Source organism: Cupriavidus sp. KB_39 (assembly GCF_052114485.1).
Classification (GTDB): domain Bacteria; phylum Pseudomonadota; class Gammaproteobacteria; order Burkholderiales; family Burkholderiaceae; genus Cupriavidus.
Genome location: NZ_JBFREV010000018.1, coordinates 1 through 22,943, shown reverse-complemented (window position 1 = coordinate 22,943; position 22,943 = coordinate 1). Strand labels below are relative to the sequence as shown.

The 22,943-nt window shown below is 67.1% G+C and carries 17 protein-coding genes; 8 read left to right on the top strand and 9 right to left on the bottom strand.

The features are described 5' to 3' along the window. Positions 1–2: 2 nt before the first annotated feature. From AB4Z27_RS15115 to AB4Z27_RS15105, 3 genes are all read right to left on the bottom strand, one after another. Positions 3–1,484: an ABC transporter permease/substrate-binding protein gene (locus tag AB4Z27_RS15115; protein WP_441644752.1), complete on the bottom strand. Its 1,482-nt coding sequence runs from the start codon at positions 1,482–1,484 to the stop codon at positions 3–5. Positions 1,485–1,584: 100 nt separating this feature from the next. Beyond that, a complete protein-coding gene (locus AB4Z27_RS15110; RefSeq protein WP_441644704.1) occupies positions 1,585–1,980 on the bottom strand; it encodes a cupin domain-containing protein in 396 nt (131 codons plus the stop codon). Between the two features lie 32 nt (positions 1,981–2,012). Continuing rightward, positions 2,013–5,078: a DNA translocase FtsK 4TM domain-containing protein gene (locus AB4Z27_RS15105; protein WP_441644703.1), complete on the bottom strand. Its 3,066-nt coding sequence runs from the start codon at positions 5,076–5,078 to the stop codon at positions 2,013–2,015. Between the two features lie 173 nt (positions 5,079–5,251). Between AB4Z27_RS15105 and AB4Z27_RS15100 the strand changes: the two genes are divergently transcribed. Next, on the top strand, positions 5,252–6,490 hold the full coding sequence (locus AB4Z27_RS15100) for an EAL domain-containing response regulator (protein ID WP_441644702.1): 1,239 nt from the start codon (positions 5,252–5,254) through the stop codon (positions 6,488–6,490). On the opposite strand, the gene AB4Z27_RS15095 is transcribed toward AB4Z27_RS15100, so the two are convergent. The 3 genes from AB4Z27_RS15095 to AB4Z27_RS15085 all read right to left on the bottom strand — a co-directional run bounded on the left by AB4Z27_RS15095 (position 6,447) and on the right by AB4Z27_RS15085 (position 8,605). Next, entirely contained in the window at positions 6,447–7,046 is a 600-nt protein-coding gene (locus AB4Z27_RS15095) for a DUF4136 domain-containing protein (protein ID WP_441590842.1), read from the bottom strand. The two genes, AB4Z27_RS15100 and AB4Z27_RS15095, sit on opposite strands and share 44 nt — an antisense overlap. Positions 7,047–7,050: 4 nt before the next feature. After that, positions 7,051–7,464, bottom strand: a complete 414-nt coding sequence (locus AB4Z27_RS15090) for a DoxX family protein (protein ID WP_092297765.1) — start codon at positions 7,462–7,464, stop codon at positions 7,051–7,053. A gap of 121 nt (positions 7,465–7,585) precedes the next feature. Further along, the gene (locus tag AB4Z27_RS15085; RefSeq protein ID WP_092297762.1) at positions 7,586–8,605 is read right to left on the bottom strand and encodes a LysR substrate-binding domain-containing protein; all 1,020 of its coding nucleotides are present in this window, start codon (positions 8,603–8,605) and stop codon (positions 7,586–7,588) included. 155 nt (positions 8,606–8,760) lie between these two features. On the opposite strand from AB4Z27_RS15085, the gene AB4Z27_RS15080 reads away from it, so the two are divergent. Beyond that, the gene (locus tag AB4Z27_RS15080) at positions 8,761–9,381 is read left to right on the top strand and encodes an FMN-dependent NADH-azoreductase (protein WP_092297759.1); all 621 of its coding nucleotides are present in this window, start codon (positions 8,761–8,763) and stop codon (positions 9,379–9,381) included. A gap of 283 nt (positions 9,382–9,664) precedes the next feature. Beyond that, positions 9,665–10,954 (top strand): ergothioneine biosynthesis protein EgtB, encoded by a 1,290-nt coding sequence (egtB, locus tag AB4Z27_RS15075; protein ID WP_092297757.1) that lies wholly within the window; start codon positions 9,665–9,667, stop codon positions 10,952–10,954. Between the two features lie 135 nt (positions 10,955–11,089). Here egtB and prpR read toward each other — a convergent pair whose 3' ends face one another. Beyond that, entirely contained in the window at positions 11,090–13,024 is a 1,935-nt protein-coding gene (gene prpR, locus AB4Z27_RS15070; protein WP_369823506.1) for a propionate catabolism operon regulatory protein PrpR, read from the bottom strand. Between the two features lie 351 nt (positions 13,025–13,375). Here prpR and prpB point away from each other — a divergent pair, with 351 nt between their 5' ends. The 5 genes from prpB to AB4Z27_RS15045 all read left to right on the top strand — a co-directional run bounded on the left by prpB (position 13,376) and on the right by AB4Z27_RS15045 (position 20,803). Then, positions 13,376–14,284 carry a methylisocitrate lyase gene (gene prpB / locus AB4Z27_RS15065; RefSeq protein WP_441590839.1) on the top strand — a complete coding sequence of 303 codons (909 nt, stop codon included), beginning with the start codon at positions 13,376–13,378 and terminating at the stop codon, positions 14,282–14,284. Positions 14,285–14,373: 89 nt separating this feature from the next. After that, complete coding sequence (gene prpC / locus AB4Z27_RS15060; protein ID WP_092297748.1) at positions 14,374–15,528, top strand: bifunctional 2-methylcitrate synthase/citrate synthase; 1,155 nt, start codon at positions 14,374–14,376, stop codon at positions 15,526–15,528. 66 nt (positions 15,529–15,594) lie between these two features. Further along, a complete protein-coding gene (acnD, locus tag AB4Z27_RS15055) occupies positions 15,595–18,192 on the top strand; it encodes a Fe/S-dependent 2-methylisocitrate dehydratase AcnD (protein ID WP_441644701.1) in 2,598 nt (865 codons plus the stop codon). Positions 18,193–18,220: 28 nt separating this feature from the next. After that, on the top strand, positions 18,221–19,417 hold the full coding sequence (gene prpF / locus AB4Z27_RS15050) for a 2-methylaconitate cis-trans isomerase PrpF (protein WP_441644700.1): 1,197 nt from the start codon (positions 18,221–18,223) through the stop codon (positions 19,415–19,417). Positions 19,418–19,654: 237 nt separating this feature from the next. Then, positions 19,655–20,803: an asparaginase gene (locus AB4Z27_RS15045; protein WP_255370909.1), complete on the top strand. Its 1,149-nt coding sequence runs from the start codon at positions 19,655–19,657 to the stop codon at positions 20,801–20,803. A 43-nt stretch (positions 20,804–20,846) separates the two neighbouring features. On the opposite strand, the gene AB4Z27_RS15040 is transcribed toward AB4Z27_RS15045, so the two are convergent. Beyond that, positions 20,847–22,037 carry an SEL1-like repeat protein gene (locus AB4Z27_RS15040; RefSeq protein ID WP_441644699.1) on the bottom strand — a complete coding sequence of 397 codons (1,191 nt, stop codon included), beginning with the start codon at positions 22,035–22,037 and terminating at the stop codon, positions 20,847–20,849. 66 nt (positions 22,038–22,103) lie between these two features. Then, on the bottom strand, positions 22,104–22,943 hold an 840-nt coding region (locus AB4Z27_RS15035; protein ID WP_441644698.1), incomplete at its 5' end, for a phospholipase D-like domain-containing protein.

The following is a 22,943-nucleotide window of genomic DNA, read 5'->3' as shown; positions in this document are numbered from 1 at the left end:
ATTCAGGCACGGCGACGCCAGGCCCAGTAGGCTTCCASCAGCCCGAAGCCGCCYTGCATRACGAGGGCCAGCACCGCCGCCGGCACGGCGCCGGCCAGCAGCAGCGTGGAATCGTTGAGCGCCAGACCGGTGGCGATCCGCTCGCCGTAGCCGCCGGCCCCGACGAAGGCGGCGATGGTCGCCGTGCCCACGCTGATGATGGCGGCCGTCTTCACACCGGCCAGGATGATCGGCATCGCCAGCGGCAACTCCACATAGCGCAGCACCTGCCCGGTCCGGAAGCCCAGCGCGCGCGCCGCATCCCGCATGCCCGGCGCGATTTGTTGCAATCCAGTACAGGTGTTTCTGACAATGGGCAGCAGCGCGTAGAGGAACAGCGCAACCATGGCCGGCCAGACGCCGATCTGGCCCAGCAGCGGGATCAGCATGGCSAGCAGGGCCAGCGAGGGAATCGTCTGCARSACGCTCACCACGGCCAACACCGCCTGCCCGAGCCGGCGCCGGCGCGCCGCGACAATCCCGAGCGGCACGCCCAGCAGCGTGGCCGCCCCTACTGCGCCGCCGACGAGCGACAGATGCCGCACGGTCAGCCGCCAGGTATCGGCGCTCCAGAGCACCCCGCCGAGGCCATCGCGCCGGTCGCCCTTCTTTTCCCCCGTCGACGCGACCCCCGCCCCGCCCACGAACCGCCGSGCGATGGCCSCGAASGACTCSCCATCGATCTCGGCCGCCGCATTCATGTCGATCATGTCCGTCACGCTGATCCGGCCGGCCAGYCCCTGYAACGCCTGCCATGCGGCCGGATGCCGGCGCGGCGCGTCGAGCCGATAGACGATCACGGCTTCGTAAGGTGGAAAGACATGCCGGTCGTCCTCCAGCACGCGCAGGTGGAATTTGCGGATCTTGGCGTCGGTGGAATAGATGTCGGTGGCGTCGATCTGCCCCTCGGCCAGCGCCTCGTAGGCAATGCCATGGTCGATGCCGACCGGCCGCTGCGTCAGGCCATAGCGCTGCGCCAGCATCGGCCAGCCATCGGCCCGGCCCAGGAACTCGTGCGACAGGCCAAGCCGCAGCCGGGGCTGGCCGGCAAGGTCGGACAGCTTGCGCAGATTGCCCGCGCGGGCGTCGGCCACCGCAATCGCATAGGTATTCTCGAAGCCCAGCGGGATGCCCGCGCCAAGGCCCATCGGCGCCAGCGCCGCGTTGATCTGGGCCAGCGTGGCCCCCGGCGGCAGCTTCAGGATCTCGCCGGCCAGCGTGCCGGTGTAGTCGGGATAGAGGTCGATGCTGCCCGCCTTGAGCGCCTCGAAGACGATGGCGGTGTTGCCCAGGCCCGGCAGATGGCGCGCCTCGCTGTGCGCAGCGGCGGCAGTCTGGGTCAGGATTTCACCGAGGATGTACGACTCGGTGAAGCGCTTGGAGCCAACGCGCAGCGGCTCGGCCTGGGCAGGGCGGGCGCACAGCAGGGCCGCCATGAGCGCCATCCACGCCACGAGCAGCGGGAATGCGGTGGGAAAACGCTGGGTCGAGGCAGGCAAGCCGGGGCTCCGCGTGGGGATGTCCCGACATCATAACGGCAGTGGATCAGGAAGTTGGGCCAGCCTGGYTGGCGGATTGGCCGGGGGRTTGGTCGCCGGAGGGCTGGCGTGCAACATGCACGGCCAGCCAGATCGTCGGCTGGGCGGCGTCGGTCCAGGCCACGCGGTGGCGGCAATGGGCCGGCAGGTGCAGCCAGTCGCCGGCGCCCAGCGTGTGCGTGGCGCCGGCCTCGATCTCCACCGCGCCGCTGCCGCTGACCACGACCACCCATTCGTCCTCGGGGTTGTCGTACCAGAAGCCGGGCGGGCTGGCCTGCCCGTTGGAGACGATCCGCTCGATCCGCACATCTCCGGCACCCGGCCATTGGGTCAGCGCGGTAAACACCTCGCCCGGCGCGTTCGCCGGCACGTCTTGCAGCAGGTTGCCGTGGATCGGTGTCATCGCTGGTTTCCTCCGCCTGGCCTGCCGGGGCGTTACTCGGGTCCGCCCGGGGCGAGCACCTCGCGCGTGCCGTTGCGGCCCATCGGCGAGACAAGCCCCGCCGCTTCCATCTGCTCGATCAGCCGTGCGGCACGGTTGTAGCCGATGCGCAGCTGGCGCTGCACGGCGGAAATCGACGCCCGCCGCGAGTTGAGCACGAACGAGGCCGCGTCGTCGTACAGCGGGTCGGATTCGCCCTCGCCGCCGGTCTCGCCAAACAGGTCGGTGGCGCCTTCCGGCGTGTCGCCGGCCAGGATGGCTTCATCATAGTCAGGCTCGCCGAACTGCTTCCAGTGCTCCACCACCCGGTGCACCTCGTCGTCCGCCACGAACGCGCCATGCACGCGCTGCGGGTAGCCGGTGCCGGGCGGCAGGAACAGCATGTCGCCCTGCCCCAGCAGGCTTTCGGCGCCCATCTGGTCGAGAATGGTCCGCGAATCGATCTTCGACGACACCTGGAACGCCACGCGCGTCGGGATATTGGCCTTGATCAGGCCCGTGATGACGTCCACGGACGGCCGCTGCGTGGCCAGGATCAGATGGATACCGGCGGCGCGCGCCTTCTGCGCCAGTCGGGCGATCAGTTCCTCGATCTTCTTGCCGGCCACCATCATCAGGTCGGCCAGTTCGTCGATTACCACCACGATGAGCGGTAGCGTGGACAGCGGCTCGGGCGCGTCCGGCGTCAGCGAGAACGGGTTGCGCACCTTCTCGCCGGCCGCCTCGGCCGCGCGGATCTTCTGGTTGTAGCCGGCCAGATTGCGCACGCCGAGCGCGGACATCAGCCGATAACGCTTTTCCATCTCCCCCACGCACCAGTTCAGCGCGTGCGCGGCCTGCTTCATGTCCGTGACCACGGGCGCCAGCAGGTGCGGAATGCCCTCGTACACGGACAGTTCGAGCATCTTGGGGTCGATCATGATCAGGCGCACGTCTTCCGGCGTGGCCTTGTACAGCATCGACAGGATCATCGCGTTGACCGCGACGGACTTGCCCGAGCCGGTGGTACCGGCCACCAGCAGGTGCGGCGCGCGGGCGAGGTCGGTCACCACGGGGTTGCCGGTGATGTCCTTGCCCATCGCCAGCACCAGCCGCGAGGCATGCGCCTGGAACGCCGCGCCGGCCACGATCTCGGACAGCCGGATCATCTGGCGCTTGGCATTGGGCAGCTCCAGCCCCATGCAGGTCTTGCCGGGAATGGTTTCCACCACGCGGATCGACGTCACGCCGAGCGCGCGCGCGAGGTCCTTCATCAGCCCCACCACCTGTGCACCACGCACGCCCATGGCCGGATCCACCTCGAAGCGCGTGATGACCGGCCCGGCGCTGGCGCCGACCACCGACACCGGCACCTTGAACTCGGCCAGACGCTGGGCGATCAGTTCGCCCGTTTCGCGCAGATGTTCTTCGGACACTTCCTCGCCGTTCTCGACGGCCGCTTCGAGCAGACTGGCGCTCGGGAGGCGGTAATCCACGATACGGGGCGGCGGCGGGGTGACCGGGGCGGGGGTTGCTACAGGCGCAGCGGCCGGCGTCAGCGGCACGGTCCGGCCGACCACCGCAGGCAGCACGATGCGCGGCTTGGGCGCGGGCTGGACCAGCGTGTTGGCGTCGAACGCGGGCGGGACGTCGTCGCTGGTGTCGTCGCTTGCATCGTCTTCCGATGCCTCGGCGGCGGCTGGTGACGGCGTGGGCGCTTCGATGACGAAATCGGCGGATGCCACGGCGTCCGCCACGGAGAACGTGGGTTCGGGTTCCGGCTCTGGCTCGGGTTGGGGTTCAGCGATGGGCTCCGGTGCGGCTTCCGGCTCGGCAAGCACTGCCGCCACGGGCTCTTCCACCGCTTCTGGCTCGGCAACGGGCGTTTCTGCCACTGTTTCTGCCACTGCATGGGGCGCCRCTTCCTGCCCTGCCSGGCCCGCCAGCGCGCGCAGTTCGGCCAGCARYTCCAAGGCCTCCTGGCGGATCGCGGCCATCGTCACGGGTGCGTCGGGTGTCGCGGGGACGGCRGCAGGCGCGGGRGTATCCACGGTATCCACTGTGGCGAGATCGTCGATCCCGTTCACGATCGCTTCCGCGCGTGCCACGACTTCGGGCTCCATCGGCATCGTCGCCGTGACGGCGGGCGGCTCCATGACGGCCACGTCGGACGGGGCCGCCGCCACCGCCGCCGCTACCGTCGCAGCCTGTGCGGCTTCCGGCAGCGTGGTGATGGCCGAGCGCAGGCCCARCGCGGGATTGCGGAAYGGGCTGCTCACCACSGTCGCGCGCGGCGCGGCGGGCTTTTGTGGCGCAGGGGTGGGAGCGGGGTTGGGTACACCGGCCCGGGCCGGCGACACCGGCGCCGGCTTCGCGGCTGGCGGCGGCATCACGGGCGCCGGTTTGGCGGGCGCGGCCTTCACAGCGCCGGGCGAATCGGCGTGATGCAGCCAGATCTCGCCCGGTTGCGGCGGCGACTGGCGCGTGCGCGGGGGCGGCTGCCATGCGGGCTGCTTGCGTGCGGAGACGGCTTCGATCTGCTTGGTGCGCGGGGGCGTGGGGCTCCAGCCGGCGGCGCTATGGGTAGGCAGGGACGTGGTTTCCCAACGGTCCAGCCCCTCGCGGCCAGCGGCCATCGACGGCGACGCTGCCGCGCCAGCGAATGCGCCGGCATCGGACCGGGACTCGGGTCGTGCGGCGGGACGTGCCGGCTGACGCGGCGCATCTTCCTGCGCGCGCGGCTTGCGCAGCAGGAACAGGCTGCGCCACGTTTCGCCAAAGACCATCGGTGCGGCCAGCCCTAGCACGGCCAGCATCATCAGCAGCGCGCCGGTCCAGCCCAGCAGGTTCGACGCCAGCCCCGCCAGCGCGTGCCCCACGGCGCCGCCGGCGCCCTCGCCTTCGGCCGCCGTCAGGGACTCCAGCGTGGCGCTGGCGCCCAGCACCAGCAGCGTACCCAGCCACACCCGCAGCGAGCCACGACCAAACGGCCGGCGGTCGCCGGCGAGCGCGCGCGTTGCTGTGCGCCATGCCAGCGGCAACAGCCAGAAGGTCGACAATCCGAACCAGCCCAGACCCATGATGAATATGAAAACGTCAAAACTACGGGCAGCGATTGTAGCGGGTCTGAGCGCCCCGGATGGCGCCAATCCCGGCCAATTGCCAAAAATCAGAGGATTCTCTGACTCTGCATGACCAGCGACGACGCGGGAGTACCATCGCCGCAACGTTCTTCTCYCCTCCSCCTCTCCGTATGACCTCGCCGATTTCCACGCTGCGCATTCTTCTGGTGGAAGACCACGCATTCCAGCGCGCSGTGGCCGCCGACATGCTGCGCGCACTCGGCGCGACGCAGATCGTGGAAGCCGACGATGGCGCGACCGCGTTGGACCGGCTCACCGCGCAATCGTTCGACGTGGTGTTCTGCGACATCGCGATGCCCCGGCTCAACGGCCCGGGCCTGATGGCCGAGCTGGCGCGGCGCGGGGATCGGGCTTTCGCGGCCACGGCACCGGCCTGGGTCTGGATGACCGCGCAGGATGCCGACATCCTCGATTCGCACCAGCGTCTGGCCGAAGCGCTCGGCCTGCGTGCGGTACACGCGCTGCGCAAACCGCTGGAGCAGGCCGAGTTGGCTGGCATCCTGGCCGAGGCGGCCCGGGGCGATGGCGCGCGGCCGGACGCGGCGACGCCCGACGATGCCACCCTGCTCGCCGCCGTGCCCGATGGCCTCCACATCGTGCTCCAGCCGCAGTTCGCCCTCGCCACGGGCCGGCTGGCGGGGGCCGAGGCGCTGTGCCGCTGGCGCCATCCCACGCTGGGCAACGTGCCGCCGGACCGTTTCATCGCCCGGCTGGAAATGCTCGACGCCGCCGACCCCATCCTCTTTATGGCGATTGATGCCTGCGTGGCCATGCATCGGCGCCTGCGCGCAGCCGGGCTGGAGATCGTGCTGGGCGTCAACGCCTCGGCGCGCACGCTTTGCCGGCCGGAGACGCTGCCGAGGCTGGACGCGATGGTCGCCGCCGCCGGCCTGCCCCGCCGGCAACTGGTGATCGAACTGACCGAGGAATTCCCGGTGCCGGACACCGTGGCGCTGTCCGTGGCGCTCAACCAGTTGCGGCTGCTGGGCTATGGCGTGGCGATCGACGACTTCGGCGTGGGCATCGCCACGTTGAAATTACTCGCGGATCTGCCATTCACGCAGATCAAGCTGGATCGCTCGTTCGTCAAACATGTGGATGGGGACGACCAGCGTACGGCGATCTGCCGGCACGTGATTGCGCTGGCGCGCGACCTGGGGCGCGAATGCGTGGCGGAAGGCGTGGAAACGGTGTCGCAGCGCGCGGCGCTGGCGTCGCTTGGCTGCGATCTGGGACAGGGCTATCTGTGGTCGGCCCCGCTGGCGCCGGACGATTTCCTCGCCGCGGCGCCGGCATGGGCCGGCCTTACGGCGCCGCCCGGAACGGATATTTCGCGAAAATCTGAGTGACGACGGCGTCCAGCGCCGGCTGGCTGTCCTGCGGATCCACGCGGCTCGCATCGCCCTGCGCCACGCCCTCCCAGACCAACTGGTTCTTCCGGGCATCGACCAGATCGATATTGAGCGTGCCTTCTGTATACACGTAGGTGTCGTTGTAGAAGCCGTAGCCCGGCCACGGCCCGTACATGCCGCCGCGATAGGCGTAGTAACCCATGTAGCCGGGCGGCGGCATCGGCGCCGGGTCGCTGACCACCTTCTGGCGCAGCCGCGCGTTGAAGTTGACGAGCAGGTCCGGCGACTGCTGGGTATACCGATAGCCGCGCGCCGTCATTTCGCGCTGGACCGCCGTCTTCAGATATTGCGTGGTCAGGCTCTCGTAGCCCTGTCGGTCGGTGCCGGGCCGGGCGACGAAGCCAAAGGTGCGATAGGCGGAGAAGTCCGCCGTGCGGTTGTAGTCGGTGCGGATATCCGGGCCGGTGGCGCAGCCGGCGAGTGCGGCAAGCGCCGCAGCGCCGAATACGCCCCGGGCGCGGCTCACGATCTGGGTCGGGAGATGGGTGCGCATGATGTCAGTTCCACTTGCCGTCGACGCCGCCCACGCTGAGGCGGCCCGCGCCCAGCAGCGCCACGGCGATGGCGCTGGCCAGGAACATGCCCTGCAACTCCAGCTCCCAGCCGCCGTTCTTGTTGATCATATTGAGCTGGCCCGCATGCACCAGTGCCAGCGCGAAGATCATGTTGATGGCCACGATCAGCGCCGCCGGCCGCGTCCATAGGCCGATGATCAGCAGGATGGGCGCCACCACCTCGCCGATATAGACCCCGTAGGCCACATAGGAAGGCAGCCCGGCCTGGGTCACCGTCTGGATGACGAAGCCGGGTCCCGCCATCAGCTTGGCAATGCCGTGGAGCAGGATCAACACGCCCAACACGATCCGGATAACGGCCTTGCCCAGGTCCTGCGAACCTTGCGTGCGACTCATTGCTGCGCCTCCTTGCCCTTGGTTTGGAAACGGGGGTACGGCCCCCGCCCTCCGGGGCGCCGCACAAGTACCTTAGTGTGTACCGGCGTGAAGGTAAAGGCRCAATGCCCAGATGGCGAGGTCAGGGCTGGGGCTCGTCCTTCGGGGGCGAAAGCATGGTCGAAGACGGGGCCAACGGCGGAGGCGCCGCGAAAGGCGGCGCCGCGTGCATCGGCATGACGCCCGTCGTCATCATGCCCACCCGGCGGGCGGTCTCGGGCAGTACCTCGGCCAGGAAATCGAGGAAGCGGCGCAGCGGCGGCGTCACGCCTTTGCGTGACGGAAACACCGCATGGAGGACGCCCATCGGCAAATCCCACTGGGGCAGGACGACTTCCATGTCGCCGCGCGCGATCTCGTCGCGGCAATACATGCCCGGCAGCATGGCCACGCCCACGCCGGCCAGCACGGCCTCGCGCAGCAGCGCGAATTCGTCGCAGACGAGCTTGGGGTCGTACTGGATATGGACGGATTCGCCGGCTTTGTCGAACAGCGTCCAGATGAACTTGCCATCGTGCGGCCGCTGGCCGACGCCGGGCATGCCTTCCAGCGCCTGCGGGGTGCGCGGGCGGCCGATGCTGTCCAGCAGCGCCGGGCTGGCCACCATCCGCAATTCGCCCTTGCCGAAGGTACGCACGGCGAGGCTGGAGTCCTCGAGCACGTCGCGCACGCGCAGGGCCAGGTCGTAGCCCTCGCCGATCACGTCYACGCGCCGGTTGGTGGCGTCGATTTCCAGCTTGATGCCGGGGTTGGCGCGCATGAAGCCGCCGATCCACGGGGCGAGCAGGATCTGGGCGATGGCCACCGGGCAGCTGATGCGCAGCGATCCTCCCGGCTGCTCGCGGGCATGTTCGATCACTTCCCGCGCGGCTTCGGCGGCCTGGAGCATGTCCCGGCAGCGGGCGTAGTACTGCTCGCCGAGTGGCGTTACGCGCACCTGACGTGTAGTCCGGCGCAGCAACTGGACGCCCAGGTCGCGCTCCAGCTGGGCAATGCGGCGGGAAAGCCGCGACTTCGGCACGCCGCTGGCGCGGCTCGCGGCCGAGAAGCTGCCGTGTTGTACCACCTGGGCGAACAGCGACAGGTCATTGAGGTCTTGCATCCGGGTCTCCGGTGAGGCGATGGCGGCGATTGGGGGCGTTGAGGACGCAGGTCGTTGCGAAGGTAGAACAATTATTTGCATTTTGCCTCACTACCGGCACCAATGCCCAGCCGCTATCTTTCATTCCATCCAACCGAACCCTAGTGGAGAAAGACATGAACATCCTGCAGATCGATTCCAGCGTCCTTGGTGACAACTCCGTTTCGCGCTCGCTGACCGCCAGCGTGGTGGCCGACCTGGTCGCCAAGAACCCCGGCGCCAAGGTGACCGTGCGTGACCTGGACCAGGACGCCCCGGCMCACCTGACCGGCAACCTGCTGCCCGTGCTGGGCGGCCCGAAGGATGGCCTGAACGCCGTGCAGCAAGCCGAACTGGATCGCACCGAAGCCTGGCTGGCCGAACTGCTGGCTGCCGACGTCGTCGTGATTGGCGCACCGCAATACAACTTTGGCATCCCGAGCCAGCTCAAGGCGTGGATCGACCGCGTGGCACAAGCTGGCCGCACCTTCCGCTACACCGAAGCCGGCCCGGAAGGCCTGCTCAAGGGCAAGCGCGCCATCGTGGTGTCGTCCCGTGGTGGCGTACGCCAGAACGCCGACGCGCTGGATCTGCATGAAATCACCGTCGATACGGTCCTGCGCTTCCTGGGCATCGCCGACATCTCGATCGTGCGCGCCCACGGCCTGGCCATGGGCCCGGACAGCCGCGAAGCTGGCCTGAGCGCCGCCCGCACGGCCATCGCCGCGCTGAACGACGCCACCCGCGCCGCTGCCTGATCTGCTGCCAGAACTGCTTTCCGCTCCTCCGTGGTAACGGTGCCGCCTCCCTTGGCACCGGTTTTTCCTCCAGGCCGCGCCCTTCCGGGCGCGGCCCTTTTTTTGCGTCCGGGCCTTGCGGCGGTGCGTCACGCGTGCCGCCGGGTGTAGGCATCGGCCTACGGCCCGCCTCACCTTCCCCCGGCTCGCTCCGCCGGGMGAACGGGTCTATCATGGGTCGGATTCGGGTCGATTCCCATCGGCCTGCCGTCGCGTCGCATTCGAGTCGTCCCTGGGAGCCTGCATGACCTCTGCACTGTTGCCTGCCGCCGCCAATCATCCACCGCACGAGCCCGCCCTGCTCGGCCAGTACCGGCACGTGCGCGCCGCCACGGAAGCCATGGTGGCGGATATTTCCGACGCCGACTCAACCGTGCAATCCATGGACGACGCCAGTCCTGCCAAATGGCATCTGGCCCATACGACGTGGTTTTTCGAGGAATTCGTGCTCGCCGCGCGCATCCCGGACTACGAGCCGGTGGATCCGCAGTACCGCTACCTGTTCAACTCCTATTACGAGGCAGTCGGCGCGCGGCATCCGCGTCCGCGCCGGGGGCTGCTGACGCGGCCGTCGCTGGACGAGATCCTGGCCTATCGGGAAGCCGTGGACGAATCCATGCTCTCGCTGCTCACCGATGCCCAGACCGACGCGGAAGCCGCGCTGGTCACGCTCGGCCTCAATCACGAGCAACAGCACCAGGAACTGCTGCTGACCGACATCCTGCATCTGTTCGCCCAGAATCCGCTGCGTCCGGCATATGCGCCCGCGCTGACCGCGCCGGTCATCGCCGATCCGCGCCCGGCGCCGGAGTGGCTGAAGTTCTCGGGCGGCGTGGTGGCCATCGGCCATGCCGGCGATGACTTCGCGTTCGATTGCGAAACCCCGCGCCATAACGTGCTGCTGCAGCCGTATGCGCTGTCCTCGCATCCGGTCAGCAACCATCAATGGTTCGAATTCATCGAGGACGGCGGCTACCAGACGGCCGGGCTGTGGCTTTCCGATGGCTGGCGCTGGGTCTGCGACAACGCCATCCAGGCGCCGCTGTACTGGGAAGAGCGCGACGGCACGTGGTGGCAGATGACGCTGCGCGGCATGCAGCCGGTGGATGCGGACAGCCCAGTCACGCACGTGAGCTTCTTCGAGGCCGACGCCTTCGCGCGCTGGGCCGAGCGCCGGCTGCCGACCGAGGCCGAATGGGAGCACGCGGCGCGCAACCTATCGGCGACCGGCAATTTCGTGGAAGGCCGCACGCTGCGGCCGCTGCCGGATCGGCAGAACACCTCGGGAGCCTTGCGCCAGATGTTCGGCGATGTCTGGGAATGGACGGCCAGCGCCTTCCTGCCCTATCCCGGCTTCCGCCCGAGCGCGGGCGCGGTAGGCGAGTACAACGGCAAATTCATGAGCAGCCAGATGGTGCTGCGCGGCGGCTCATGCGTGACGCCGGAATCCCATATCCGGGCCAGCTATCGCAACTTCTTCTATCCGCACCAGCGCTGGCAGTTCACGGGCGTCCGGCTTGCGGACGATGTGTGATCCGCTGATTGGCTGACTAACTCACCGACCGACCGACCGACCGCATGCCCTGCCAGCCCAACTTTCGGTGGTGGGGCAAAATTTCGGCGGTTAATTGAAAAATTTAAGATTCGAAGAGGCCGATCGATGTTCTGGTCAGCCCTCCTTCAGCCGACGCCAGAGCGTGGTGGCACTGATCCCAAGCTGGGCGCAGGCGGCCGTCCGATTGCCGCCGCATTCGGCCAGCACCCGGCGGATGTGCTCCGCCTGGCTCGCCTTGGCCACGCCGGCCAGCGAGCGGCTCTCTTCCGATGGCGCGGTCAGCATCGCCATCTCCATCTCCATCGGCACCCTTGGCGCCCCCTCGCCGTTCTCCGAAGAAAACAGCTCCGGCACRGCCGCCTGCAGCTCGCGCTGCAACGCCGCCGGCTGGAGTTCGGCGCCTGCCACCAGCACGGCAATCCGCTCCGTCACGTTCTCCAGCTCACGGATATTGCCGGGCCAGGCATAGCGGGTCAGGCGCTCCCGCACCGTCGCGGGCAGTCGCTGCGGGGCCTTGGTGCCGAGCCGCTCCTGCGCGCGCCGGTATAGCAGTTCGGCGAGATCGGGCAGATCGGCCACGCGCTCGCGCAGCGGCGGCATTTCAATGCGCAGGATGTTGAGCCGGTAGTAGAGATCCTGGCGGAAGGTGCCCTCACGCACCCGCGCGGCGAGGTCCCGGTGCGTGGCGGCAATCACGCGCACATTGATCGGCACGGCCTCGATGCCGCCAATCGGCAGCACCTGTTTTTCCTGGAGCACGCGCAGCAGCCGGGTTTGCAGCGCTGGCGGCATGTCGCCCACCTCGTCGAGAAACAACGTGCCGTTGTGGGCCGATTCGAACAAGCCCGCCTTGCCCCCGCGCCGGGCGCCGGTGAACGCGCCTTCCTCGTAGCCGAACAGTTCGGATTCGAGCAGCGACTCGGGAAACGCCGCGCAATTCACGGCGATGAACGGGAAAGCGCGGCGCGGACTGGCGTCGTGCATGCCCTGCGCCAGCACTTCCTTGCCGGTGCCGCTCTCGCCGCCAACCAGCACCGTGGAATCGACCAGCGCGTAGCGCCGCGCCAGCGCGCGCAGGTCGCTCATCGCCGGGGAGGCGCCGGCCAGGTCGTCCAGGCTGTAGCGCACCCCGGCCGGGCGGGCGCGGGCGCGCGAGCGCAGGTTGCGGTCGGCGCGATGGATGGCGTTGGCGTCCTGAATGGTCAGCACCGCGCCCGTGGTGCCGGCTTCCCCGACGATGGGAATGCGGTTGACCACCACCATGCGGTCGCCCAGCCGGTGGATGGCCTCCAGCTCGCGGGTGCCGCTTTCCATCACGGCGTCGAGCGCGAGGCCCGGCGCCAGCGTGGACAGCTTGCGCCCTACGGCCACGCCGGTCGGGGTGCCGAGGAACCGTTCCATGGCCGGATTGAACGCCTGCACGCGGCCTTCAGTGTCCACGGCGGCCACGCCTTCGTTCAGGTGGGCCAGGATCGTATTCACGTAGTCGCGCCGGGTGGATTCGATACGCCGCAGCCGCGCCGCCTCGATCGCATCTTCCAGCGCCAGCCGCACCGCATTGCCCGAATATAGGAAAACGCCCATCAAGCCGTATTTGTCGGCCAGGTCGGTCACCATGCCCGGCCCCACCACCACGCGGATGCCCTCTTCCTTGAGCGCCCGCACACGTGCCGTGGCGTCATCCTCGGTCAGATAGGTGTAGCGGGGGATGTCGAGCGAGAACGCGCGCACGAATTCGTCGACTTCGGCGTAGGTCGAGGCATGGGTGACCAGCGCCACCTTCGGCGAAATCCGACGCGCCGTGGCCAGCGCGCTCATCACGTCGAAGCCGGTCACCTTGACCAGCACCACGGGCACATCCACATGCTGGCGCAGATAGGCACCGTTGGAGCCGCCCGCCACCACCACATCGACGCGACCCTCCCGCACCTCGCGGTTGATGGCGCTGGCGGCGGCCTCGAAGGCCCGCCCGACGATGCGGAACTCCGCACGGGCCGCGTAGGCCGGGATCAATTCKGCGAAGGCGCGCGAGAGACGGCTGATGCCCATCGCCCAGATGCGGGGACGGCCGCCGGCCGGCATGGCGGGCGCGTGGAGGGGCGCGGAGGAAGGCAGGAGACTCATGATGGGAACGGCCGTGTAGACGGTTGCATTGTGCGCGGGATGGTTCGATCTTTCAATCCTGAACGACTTGCATTTCATATTTGAAATGTGAATGTGATGAAAGCGACTATGTCGGACCTGACGCGATGGTTGAGATTACCGGCGTAGATAGTTGTTTATTAACGATATCTATCTATCTGAATGGCCATCCAGCGAAGCCAGCCACCACATGGCACACCCCTTGCGCTCTATCTGGCCGCTCTCAATGCCATTCCAGAACACTCCAAGCACACGCCCATGACCTTTTCCGCCTCCGAACTCGCCCGCTCCGCCGGCGCCCGCTTCCGCCAGGCCCTGGCCGACGAAAGCCCGCTGCAGATTCCCGGCACCATCAACGCCAACCACGCGCTGCTGGCCAAGCGCGCGGGCTATCGCGCCATCTACCTGTCCGGTGGCGGCGTGGCCGCGGGCTCGCTCGGCCTGCCTGACCTGGGCATTTCCAACCTGGATGACGTACTGACCGACATCCGCCGCATCACCGACGTCTGCGACACCCCGCTGCTGGTGGACGTGGATACCGGCTTCGGCGCTTCCGCCTTCAACGTGGCCCGCACCACGCGCTCGCTGATCAAGTTCGGCGCCGCCGCGATGCACATCGAGGACCAGGTTGGCGCCAAGCGCTGCGGCCACCGTCCGGGCAAGGAAATCGTCACCCAGGGCGAAATGGTCGATCGCATCAAGGCCGCCGTCGACGCCCGCACGGACGAGAACTTCGTCATCATGGCCCGCACCGACGCGCTGGCCGTGGAAGGCCTCGACAAGGCCATCGAACGTGCCGTGGCCTGCGCGGAAGCCGGCGCCGACGCCATCTTCCCCGAAGCCATGACCGACCTCGACATGTACCGCCGTTTCGTCGATGCCGTGCGCGTGCCGGTGCTGGCCAACCTGACCGAGTTCGGCGCCACCCCGTATTTCACGCTCGACGATCTGCGCAGCGTGGGCGTGGCGATGTCGCTCTACCCGCTCTCCGCCTTCCGCGCCATGAACAAGGCCGCCGAGAACGTGTACGAGGCCATCCGCCGCGACGGCACCCAGAAGAACGTCGTCAGCACCATGCAGACCCGCGCCGAACTGTACGAGCGCATCGGCTACCATGATTACGAGCAGAAGCTCGACGCGCTGTTCGCGCAGGGCAAGGCCAAGTAAGCCAGCCCGCCCGACACCATCCGCCTCGATCTACAACGATCTGCACCCATCAGTACCCATCAGCACCCAGACCAACAAGGAGACCCACAATGTCCGAAGCTCAACCGCTCGCCACGCCCAAGCCCAAGAAGTCCGTCGCCCTGTCCGGCGTGACCGCGGGGAATACCGCGCTTTGCACCGTGGGCCGCAGCGGCAATGACCTGCACTATCGCGGCTACGACATCCTGGACATCGCCGATACCTGCGAATTCGAGGAAATCGCCCACCTGCTRGTGCACGGCAAGCTGCCGACCAAGGCCGAACTGGCCGCCTACAAGGCCAAGCTGAAGTCCCTGCGCGGCCTGCCCGCCAACGTCAAGGCGGCGCTGGAATGGGTCCCGGCCAGCGCCCACCCGATGGATGTGATGCGCACGGGCGTGTCGGTCCTCGGCAACGTGCTGCCCGAGAAGGACGACCACAACACGCCGGGCGCGCGTGATATCGCCGACCAGCTGATGGCCAGCCTCGGCTCGATGCTGCTGTACTGGTACCACTACAGCCACAACGGCCGCCGCATCGAGGTGGAAACGGACGATGACTCCATCGGCGCCCACTTCCTGCACCTGCTGCACGGCAAGGCGCCGTCCAAGCTGTGGGAACGCGCGATGCAAACGTCGCTGATCCTCTACGCGGAGCACGAGTTCAACGCCTCCACCTTCACCGCGCGCGTGATCGCCGGTACGGGTTCGGACATGCATTCGTCGATCTGTGGCGCCATCGGCGCGCTGCGCGGCCCGAAGCATGGCGGCGCCAATGAAGTGGCGTTCGAGATCCAGAAGCGCTACGACACCCCGGACGAAGCCGAGGCCGACGTGCGCCGCCGCGTGGAGAACAAGGAAGTCGTGATCGGCTTCGGCCACCCGGTGTACACCACGGGCGACCCGCGCAACCAGGTGATCAAGGAAGTGGCGCGCAAGCTGTCGAAGGACGCCGGCTCGACCAAGATGTTCAGCATCGCCGAGCGCCTGGAAACGGTGATGTGGGATGCCAAGAAGATGTTCCCGAACCTCGACTGGTTCAGCGCCGTGAGCTACCACATGATGGGCGTGCCGACGGCGATGTTCACGCCGCTGTTCGTCATCGCCCGCACCTCGGGCTGGGCCGCGCACATCATCGAGCAGCGGATCGACAACAAGATCATCCGCCCGAGCGCCAACTACACGGGGCCCGAGAACCTCAAGTTCGTGCCGATCGAGAAGCGCTGACCGGTGCAGCGCGGGGCCCCCTGCCCCGCGCCGCCCGCCACGGACGCTCCATAACCACCCCACGCCATGAACACTGCCTACCGCAAGCCGCTGCCCGGCACCAAACTGGACTACTTCGACGCGCGCGCCGCCGTGGAAGCCATCCACCCGGGCGCCTATGACAAGCTGCCCTACACCTCGCGCGTGCTGGCCGAGAATCTCGTGCGCCGCTGCGACCCGTCCACGCTGACCGCCTCGCTGCAACAACTGATCGAGCGCAAGCGCGAACTGGACTTCCCGTGGTTCCCCGCACGCGTGGTCTGCCACGACATCCTGGGCCAGACCGCGCTGGTGGACCTGGCCGGCCTGCGCGATGCCATTGCCGACCAGGGCGGCGACCCCGCGCTGGTCAACCCGGTGGTGCCGGTGCAACTGATCGTCGATCACTCKCTCGCCGTGGAATGCGGCGGCTTCGATCCCGATGCGTTCACCAAGAACCGCGCCATCGAAGACCGACGCAACGAAGACCGTTTCGATTTCATCAACTGGACCAAGAAGGCGTTCCGCAACGTGGACGTCATCCCGCCGGGCAACGGGATCATGCACCAGATCAATCTGGAGCGGATGTCGCCGGTGATCCACGCCGAGCAAGGCCTGGCCTACCCCGATACCGTGGTGGGCACGGACAGCCACACGCCGCACGTGGACGCGCTGGGCGTGATCGCCATCGGCGTGGGCGGCCTGGAGGCCGAGAACGTGATGCTGGGCCGCGCCTCGTGGATGCGCCTGCCTGACATCGTCGGTGTGGAGCTGTCTGGCAAGCGCCAGCCCGGCATTACCGCCACCGACATCGTGCTGGCCCTGACCGAGTTCCTGCGCAAGGAAAAGGTGGTCGGTGCCTATCTGGAATTCCGTGGCGAAGGTGCCTCCAGCCTCACATTGGGCGACCGCGCGACCATCTCGAACATGGCCCCCGAATACGGCGCCACGGCCGCGATGTTCTATATCGATGAGCAGACGCTGGCCTACCTGCGCCTGACCGGCCGGGAAGACGCGCAAGTCGCGCTGGTGGAAACCTACGCGAAGACGGCCGGCCTGTGGGCCGACTCGCTGGCCAACGCCGAGTACGAGCGCACGCTGCATTTCGACCTGTCCACCGTGGTCCGCAAYATGGCCGGCCCGTCGAACCCGCACAAGCGGCTGCCGACGTCCGACCTGGCCGCGCGCGGCATCGCCGGCCAGTGGGATGACGTGCCGGGCCAGATGCCCGACGGGGCCGTCATCATCGCCGCCATTACGAGCTGCACCAACACCAGCAACCCGCGCAACGTGATTGCAGCGGCACTTCTGGCCCGCAATGCCAACKCGCGCGGGCTGACGCGCAAGCCGTGGGTCAAGTCGTCGCTGGCGCCGGGCTCCAAGGCGGTCGAGTTGTATCTCGAGGAAGCCAAGCTGCTGCCCGATCTCGAAAAGCTCGGCTTCGGCATCGTCGCGTTCGCCTGCACCACCTGCAACGGCATGTCCGGCGCGCTCGATCCGGTGATCCAGAAGGAAATCGTCGACCGCGACCTGTACGCCACGGCGGTGCTGTCCGGCAACCGCAACTTCGACGGCCGCATCCACCCGTACGCCAAGCAGGCGTTCCTGGCCTCGCCGCCGCTGGTGGTGGCCTACGCCATCGCTGGCACGATCCGCTTCGACATCGAGCGCGATGCGCTGGGCAAGGACGCCGACGGCAAGCCGATCTACYTGAAGGACATCTGGCCGAGCGACGAGGAAATCGACGAGATCGTCGCCAAGAGCGTGAAGCCGGAGCAGTTCCGCAAGGTCTACGAGCCGATGTTCGCCATTTCGGTGGACCAGGGCGAGGCCGTGAGCCCGCTCTACGACTGGCGCGCCCAGAGCACCTACATCCGCCGTCCGCCGTACTGGGAAGGCGCGCTGGCCGGCGAGCGCACGCTGCGCGGCATGCGGCCGCTGGCAGTGCTGGGGGACAACATCACGACGGACCACCTGTCGCCATCGAACGCCATCATGCTGAACAGCGCGGCTGGCGAGTACCTGGCGAAGATGGGCCTGCCCGAGGAAGACTTCAACTCGTACGCCACGCACCGGGGCGACCACCTGACCGCCCAGCGCGCCACCTTCGCCAACCCGACGCTGATCAACGAGATGGCCGTGGTCGATGGCACGATCAAGAAGGGTTCGCTGACGCGGATCGAGCCGGAAGGCAAGGTCGTGCGSATGTGGGAAGCCATCGAGACCTATATGGAGCGCAAGCAGCCGCTGATCGTGGTGGCCGGGGCCGACTATGGCCAGGGCTCGTCGCGTGACTGGGCGGCCAAGGGCGTGCGGCTGGCCGGCGTGGAGGCCATCGTGGCCGAGGGCTTCGAGCGCATCCACCGTACCAACCTGATTGGCATGGGCGTGCTGCCGGTGGAGTTCAAGCCGGGGGTGAACCGCACCACGCTGGGCCTGGACGGCACCGAGACGTACGACATCGTCGGCGCCCGCAAGCCGCGCGCCGAACTGACGCTGGTCATCCATCGCAAGAACGGCGAGCGCGTGGACGTGCCGGTGCAGTGCCGGCTGGACACCGCCGAGGAAGTGTCGATCTACGAGGCCGGCGGCGTGCTGCAACGGTTCGCGCAGGACTTCCTGGAATCGGCGCGTGCCGCGGCTTGATGGGAATTCACCGGAAACTGGACGAAGCATGACTCACGTAGCGCAAGTCAAGATTCCCGCCACCTACATGCGTGGCGGCACCAGCAAGGGCGTCTTCTTCCGCCTGCAGGACCTGCCCGAGGCCGCGCGCGTGCCCGGCGCGGCGCGCGACAAGCTGCTGATGCGCGTCATCGGCAGCCCGGACCCGTACGGCAAGCAGATCGACGGCATGGGTGCGGCTACGTCGAGCACCAGCAAGACGGTCATCATCAGCGCCAGCACGCGGCCGGACCACGACGTGGACTACCTGTTCGGCCAGGTGTCGATCGACCAGCCGTTCGTCGACTGGAGCGGCAACTGCGGCAACCTCTCCGCCGCCGTGGGGCCGTTCGCCATCAGCAACGGCTTCATCGATGCCGCGCGCATCCCGCGCAGCGGCAGCGGCGTGGTCACCGTGCGGATCTGGCAGGCCAATATCGGCAAGACCATCGTCGCGCACGTGCCGGTGACGGATGGCGCGGTGCAGGAGACCGGCGACTTCGAACTGGACGGGGTGACCTTCCCCGCCGCCGAGGTGCAGTTGGAGTTCATGGACCCCGCCGAGGAAGGCGAGGATGGCGGCGGCGCGATGTTCCCGACCGGCAACCTCGTCGATGACCTGGAGGTGCCCGGCGTGGGCACGCTCAAGGCGACGATGATCAACGCCGGCATTCCGACGATCTTCGTCAATGCCGACGCCATCGGCTACACCGGCACCGAGCTGCAGGACGCCATCAACGGCAATCCGAAGGCGCTGGCGATGTTCGAGACCATCCGGGCCTACGGCGCAAAGCGCATGGGGCTGATCCGCGACATCGACGAGGCCGCACGGCGCCAGCACACGCCGAAGGTGGCGTTCGTGGCGCGGCCGGTCTCGTACACGGCGTCCAGCGGCAAGGCCGTCAACGCTGGCGACGTGGACCTGCTGGTGCGCGCGCTGTCGATGGGCAAGCTGCACCACGCCATGATGGGCACGGCGGCGGTGGCTATCGGCACGGCGGCGGCGGTGCCGGGCACGCTGGTCAACCTCGCAGCCGGCGGCGGCGAGCGCGAGGCGGTGCGCTTCGGGCACCCGTCCGGCACGCTGCGGGTGGGCGCGCAGGCCAGCCAGGCCGATGGCCAGTGGACCGTCACCAAGGCCATCATGAGCCGCAGCGCACGCGTGCTGATGGAAGGCTGGGTGCGCGTGCCGGGCGACGCGTTCTGACCGTTTCGCCCGACTCGTCTCCCAACTCGCAATACCTCTAAAAAGCGGCATCCTTCCCCCGGGGAGGATGCCGCTTTGTCTTATGGGGCATACGTTTGCGGGCGATGACGGTTGTCGACGCAACCGCCGCCGGTGGGTATAGTGCTCGCTCCGTCCGACGCCGGACGGAGTCCATGAATCGAAGACACGGGGCGGCGCTTCCACAAGACGCCCGAACCTGCCGACATGAGGAGCATCATGCAACGTACCTGCCTGAAATCGCTTGCCAAGCCGATGGCGACACCCATCGCCGCGCTGCTGCTGTCCGCCGGGCTGATGTCCGGCCTGGCCCACGCGCAACTGGCTCCGGCCCCGGGCGCTGACCCGGCCACCACCACTACCGCCCCTGCCGAGGCGCGCAAGGCCAACGTGGTCATCATCGGCACGGGCGGCACCATCGCCGGCGCAGGCGCATCGGCCACCAACACAGCGGCCTACCAGTCGGCCGTGGTGCCGGTGGACAAGATCATCGCCTCGGTGCCCGAGATTTCGAAGGTCGCCAACGTCAAGGGCGAGCAGGTCTTCCAGATCGGCTCGGAGAGCTTCAACAACGAGCGCCTGCTGAAGTTGGGCAAGCGCGTGTCCGAACTCCTGAAGCAGCCGGACGTGGACGGCATCGTCATCACGCACGGCACGGACACGATCGAGGAAACGTCGTACTTCCTGAACCTCACGCTCAAGAGCGACAAGCCCGTGGTAGTGGTCGGCTCGATGCGCCCGGGCACGGCGCTGGGCGCAGACGGCGCGCTGAACCTGTATGACGCGGTGCTGGTGGCCTCCCGGCCCGAGTCGCGCGGCAAGGGCACGCTGGTGGTGCTGAACGACGAGATCCACACCGGCCGCGACGTGACCAAGACCAACACGTTCAAGACCGAGACCTTCCGCTCGCCGTTCGGCCCGCTCGGCTATGTGGTGGAAGGCCGCACGCTGTACTACCGCACGCTGGCGCGCCCGCACACCACGCAGACCGAGTTCGATATCGACAAGATCGACAAGCTGCCCGAAGTCGCTGTGGTCTACGCCTACGGCAACGTGAACCCGGCCAGCATCGACGCGGCAGTGAAGAATGGCGCCAAGGCCATCGTCTATGCCGCCACCGGCAACGGCAGCGTGGGCGACTACATGGTGGAACCGCTCAAGGCGGCCCGCGCCAAGGGCGTGCAGATCGTGCGCGCCTCCCGCACGGGCAGCGGCGTGGTGGTACGCAACGCCGAGCAGCCAGACGACAAATACGACTGGATCGTCACCGACGACCAACTGCCGCAAAAGGCACGCATCCTGATGGCGCTGGCGCTGACCAAGACCAACGACCCGAAGGCGCTGCAGCAGATGTTCTGGAAGTATTGAGCGGTTGCGTCCCCTCTTCCGCCTGCGGTGGAGGGGACGGCTATCAAACTACCTCGTCATAGGCCGTCAGTTTCCAGGTCACGGGCAGTTCCACATAGCGGACGCCGAGAACATCATCGAGCCAGTCAAAGATGCGGTGCCTGGTGAGGACTAGCGGGGGCATCGGCTTGCCTTTGCGGAAGACCTGCGTAGCCTCCCATCGGTGGCTGAATCCGGTGGCGCACCATTTCCCGGATTCAGGGCACGGCTCGCCCGTGGCGGCAAGGGTCCCCAGCGCCGCCCTGGGCGGTGGTGGAATGGGCAGGCCCGTGGCGGGGTCAAGGTTCTTGGCCTTGCACAGGCGGTGGATGAACTCGTCGGACGGCTTCGGCGGCGGCTCGGCGGCTTCCTGTTCCTTTTGCCATTGGAAGGTACCGTCCCAGGGCGGGAGTTTGGCCGGGGGCAGGGGGACGATGTTGTCGATGTCGGGGAGCTTGGGGTTTTGGCCGTCGTAGCGGTCCAGGAATTTGCCGATTTGCTCATAGCGGCGGGAGCGCTCGGGATCGTGCGGCAGGGCGAGATAGTGCATATCCTCGGCTGGAACCCCTTTGAATCCCTGTTCGAGGGCAAGAACAGACAGTACATTTCCGGCTGCCACGCCCTTTTGATACGCACTCAGCGCATCCGAGTATTTCTCAGCGGTGCTCAAATGTATTCCCAACGTATGTGCTGCCGCGCCGTGCCCCTGGCCTGCAGCACATTGACGCATGTTCCGCGCGATCTCCGGGGCTTTGTCCAACGGCGCGAGCAACTCCGCCACATATGCCTGGGCATTCGCGCTACCAAGATCGGCCGCCTTGCGAAAGTACCGCAGCGCCATTTCTCTGTCCTGCTTGAGTCCATAGCCCAGGTTCAAGTAATAGCCAATATCGTAGTACCCCGAGGGTACGCCTGCATCGATTAACTGTGCGGCGAGGTCGATACTTTCCTTTTGTGCGAAAGGTGATGACGCGAGACCGTGTGATACCAACTGCTGTAAGTTATTGTTGGCTTTATAGTGCCCGTGGGCAGCCGCGATCCGATAGTAGCGAGCCACTTCGTCGTACTCTTTCGGGCCCTTTGATTTCTCAAGGAAGCGGGCGTACCGAAAAAGCTTGTCGGCCTCCGCGTCGAGTACTGGAAGATGGTCRGCCTCGATAACGCATTCAAAGGCGAGATTGGTTCGGACGCTAGATAAATCTGCAACGGTTTGCATGGGATTCTCCTTTGGGCATGCCATCAAGACCGACGTCATAGTTACTAAGAATAAGGATCGCATTTGTCAATCCAGATAGGTCCGCTTAGGATCTTCTCGGTAGAATTCGATCAAGGACRCTATGGGAGCCATTTTCATCACCGCCCTTTCCTTGTTCTTCTTTATTATATCTCCCCACCATTTAAACGCCTGCCTCACATCCGCCTGCGCCCCATTCCCACCCGTATGTATCTCCCACAACCGCTTCCGCAACGGCCCGGTCACCCCCGTATGTTCATGGCAGATATTCAATTCACTATCCGCCGCCATGCTGCGGGTATTGATATTCGCCGAGCCCAGCGTCATGAACACGTCGTCGATAATCATCAGCTTTGAATGCACGTACACGTGCTCCCATTTGCCGGGTGGAGAATCCGGTGCGACCAGCGTGCAGACGTGGACCTTCAGGCCGGGGATTTCGGTCGGCGCGATGGCCTCCTGGGGCGCTTTCATCTGGTCGACCAGTTCCGCCTGCTTTTCTCGCGCCTGCCTCAGGTTCTCGACGGCTTCCGCCAGCTTCTTCACGGTGATCGCTGCGTCCACATACGGGCGCATTCCCTCGGCGCCCTGTATGGCTCCACGGGCTTGCTTCTCCGCCGCGACCGCCTCGTCATATTCCTTTTGCAAGGCCTCGCGCCGCTTGTCCTGCCGTTCGAGTTTCGCCACACCGGGGATGGTGTCGGCGCGGCCCAGGGCCTCCAGCATCCGGTAGGTGTTGACCGTGCCGGGGCCGATGCCCTCGTCGCTCGCATTGGTGACGACAAACAGGTGGATGGGGCCATGCTCGCCCGGGTCGCGGCCCCAGGCTATCTGCTTTGCGGCGGCCGCCTTGATTTGCTCGGCCAATGGCGGAAAGCGGAAATACTG

What these genes read in the sequence shown, in the direction of transcription:
- egtB (WP_092297757.1), top strand. Translation starts at nt 9,665, where the DNA reads ATGACCTCTGCACTGTTGCCTGCCGCCGCCAATCATCCACCGCACGAG.
- prpB (WP_441590839.1), top strand. Translation starts at nt 13,376, where the DNA reads ATGACCTTTTCCGCCTCCGAACTCGCCCGCTCCGCCGGCGCCCGCTTC.
- AB4Z27_RS15090 (WP_092297765.1), bottom strand. Translation starts at nt 7,464, where the DNA reads ATGAGTCGCACGCAAGGTTCGCAGGACCTGGGCAAGGCCGTTATCCGG.
- AB4Z27_RS15095 (WP_441590842.1), bottom strand. Translation starts at nt 7,046, where the DNA reads ATGCGCACCCATCTCCCGACCCAGATCGTGAGCCGCGCCCGGGGCGTA.
- AB4Z27_RS15045 (WP_255370909.1), top strand. Translation starts at nt 19,655, where the DNA reads ATGCAACGTACCTGCCTGAAATCGCTTGCCAAGCCGATGGCGACACCC.
- prpF (WP_441644700.1), top strand. Translation starts at nt 18,221, where the DNA reads ATGACTCACGTAGCGCAAGTCAAGATTCCCGCCACCTACATGCGTGGC.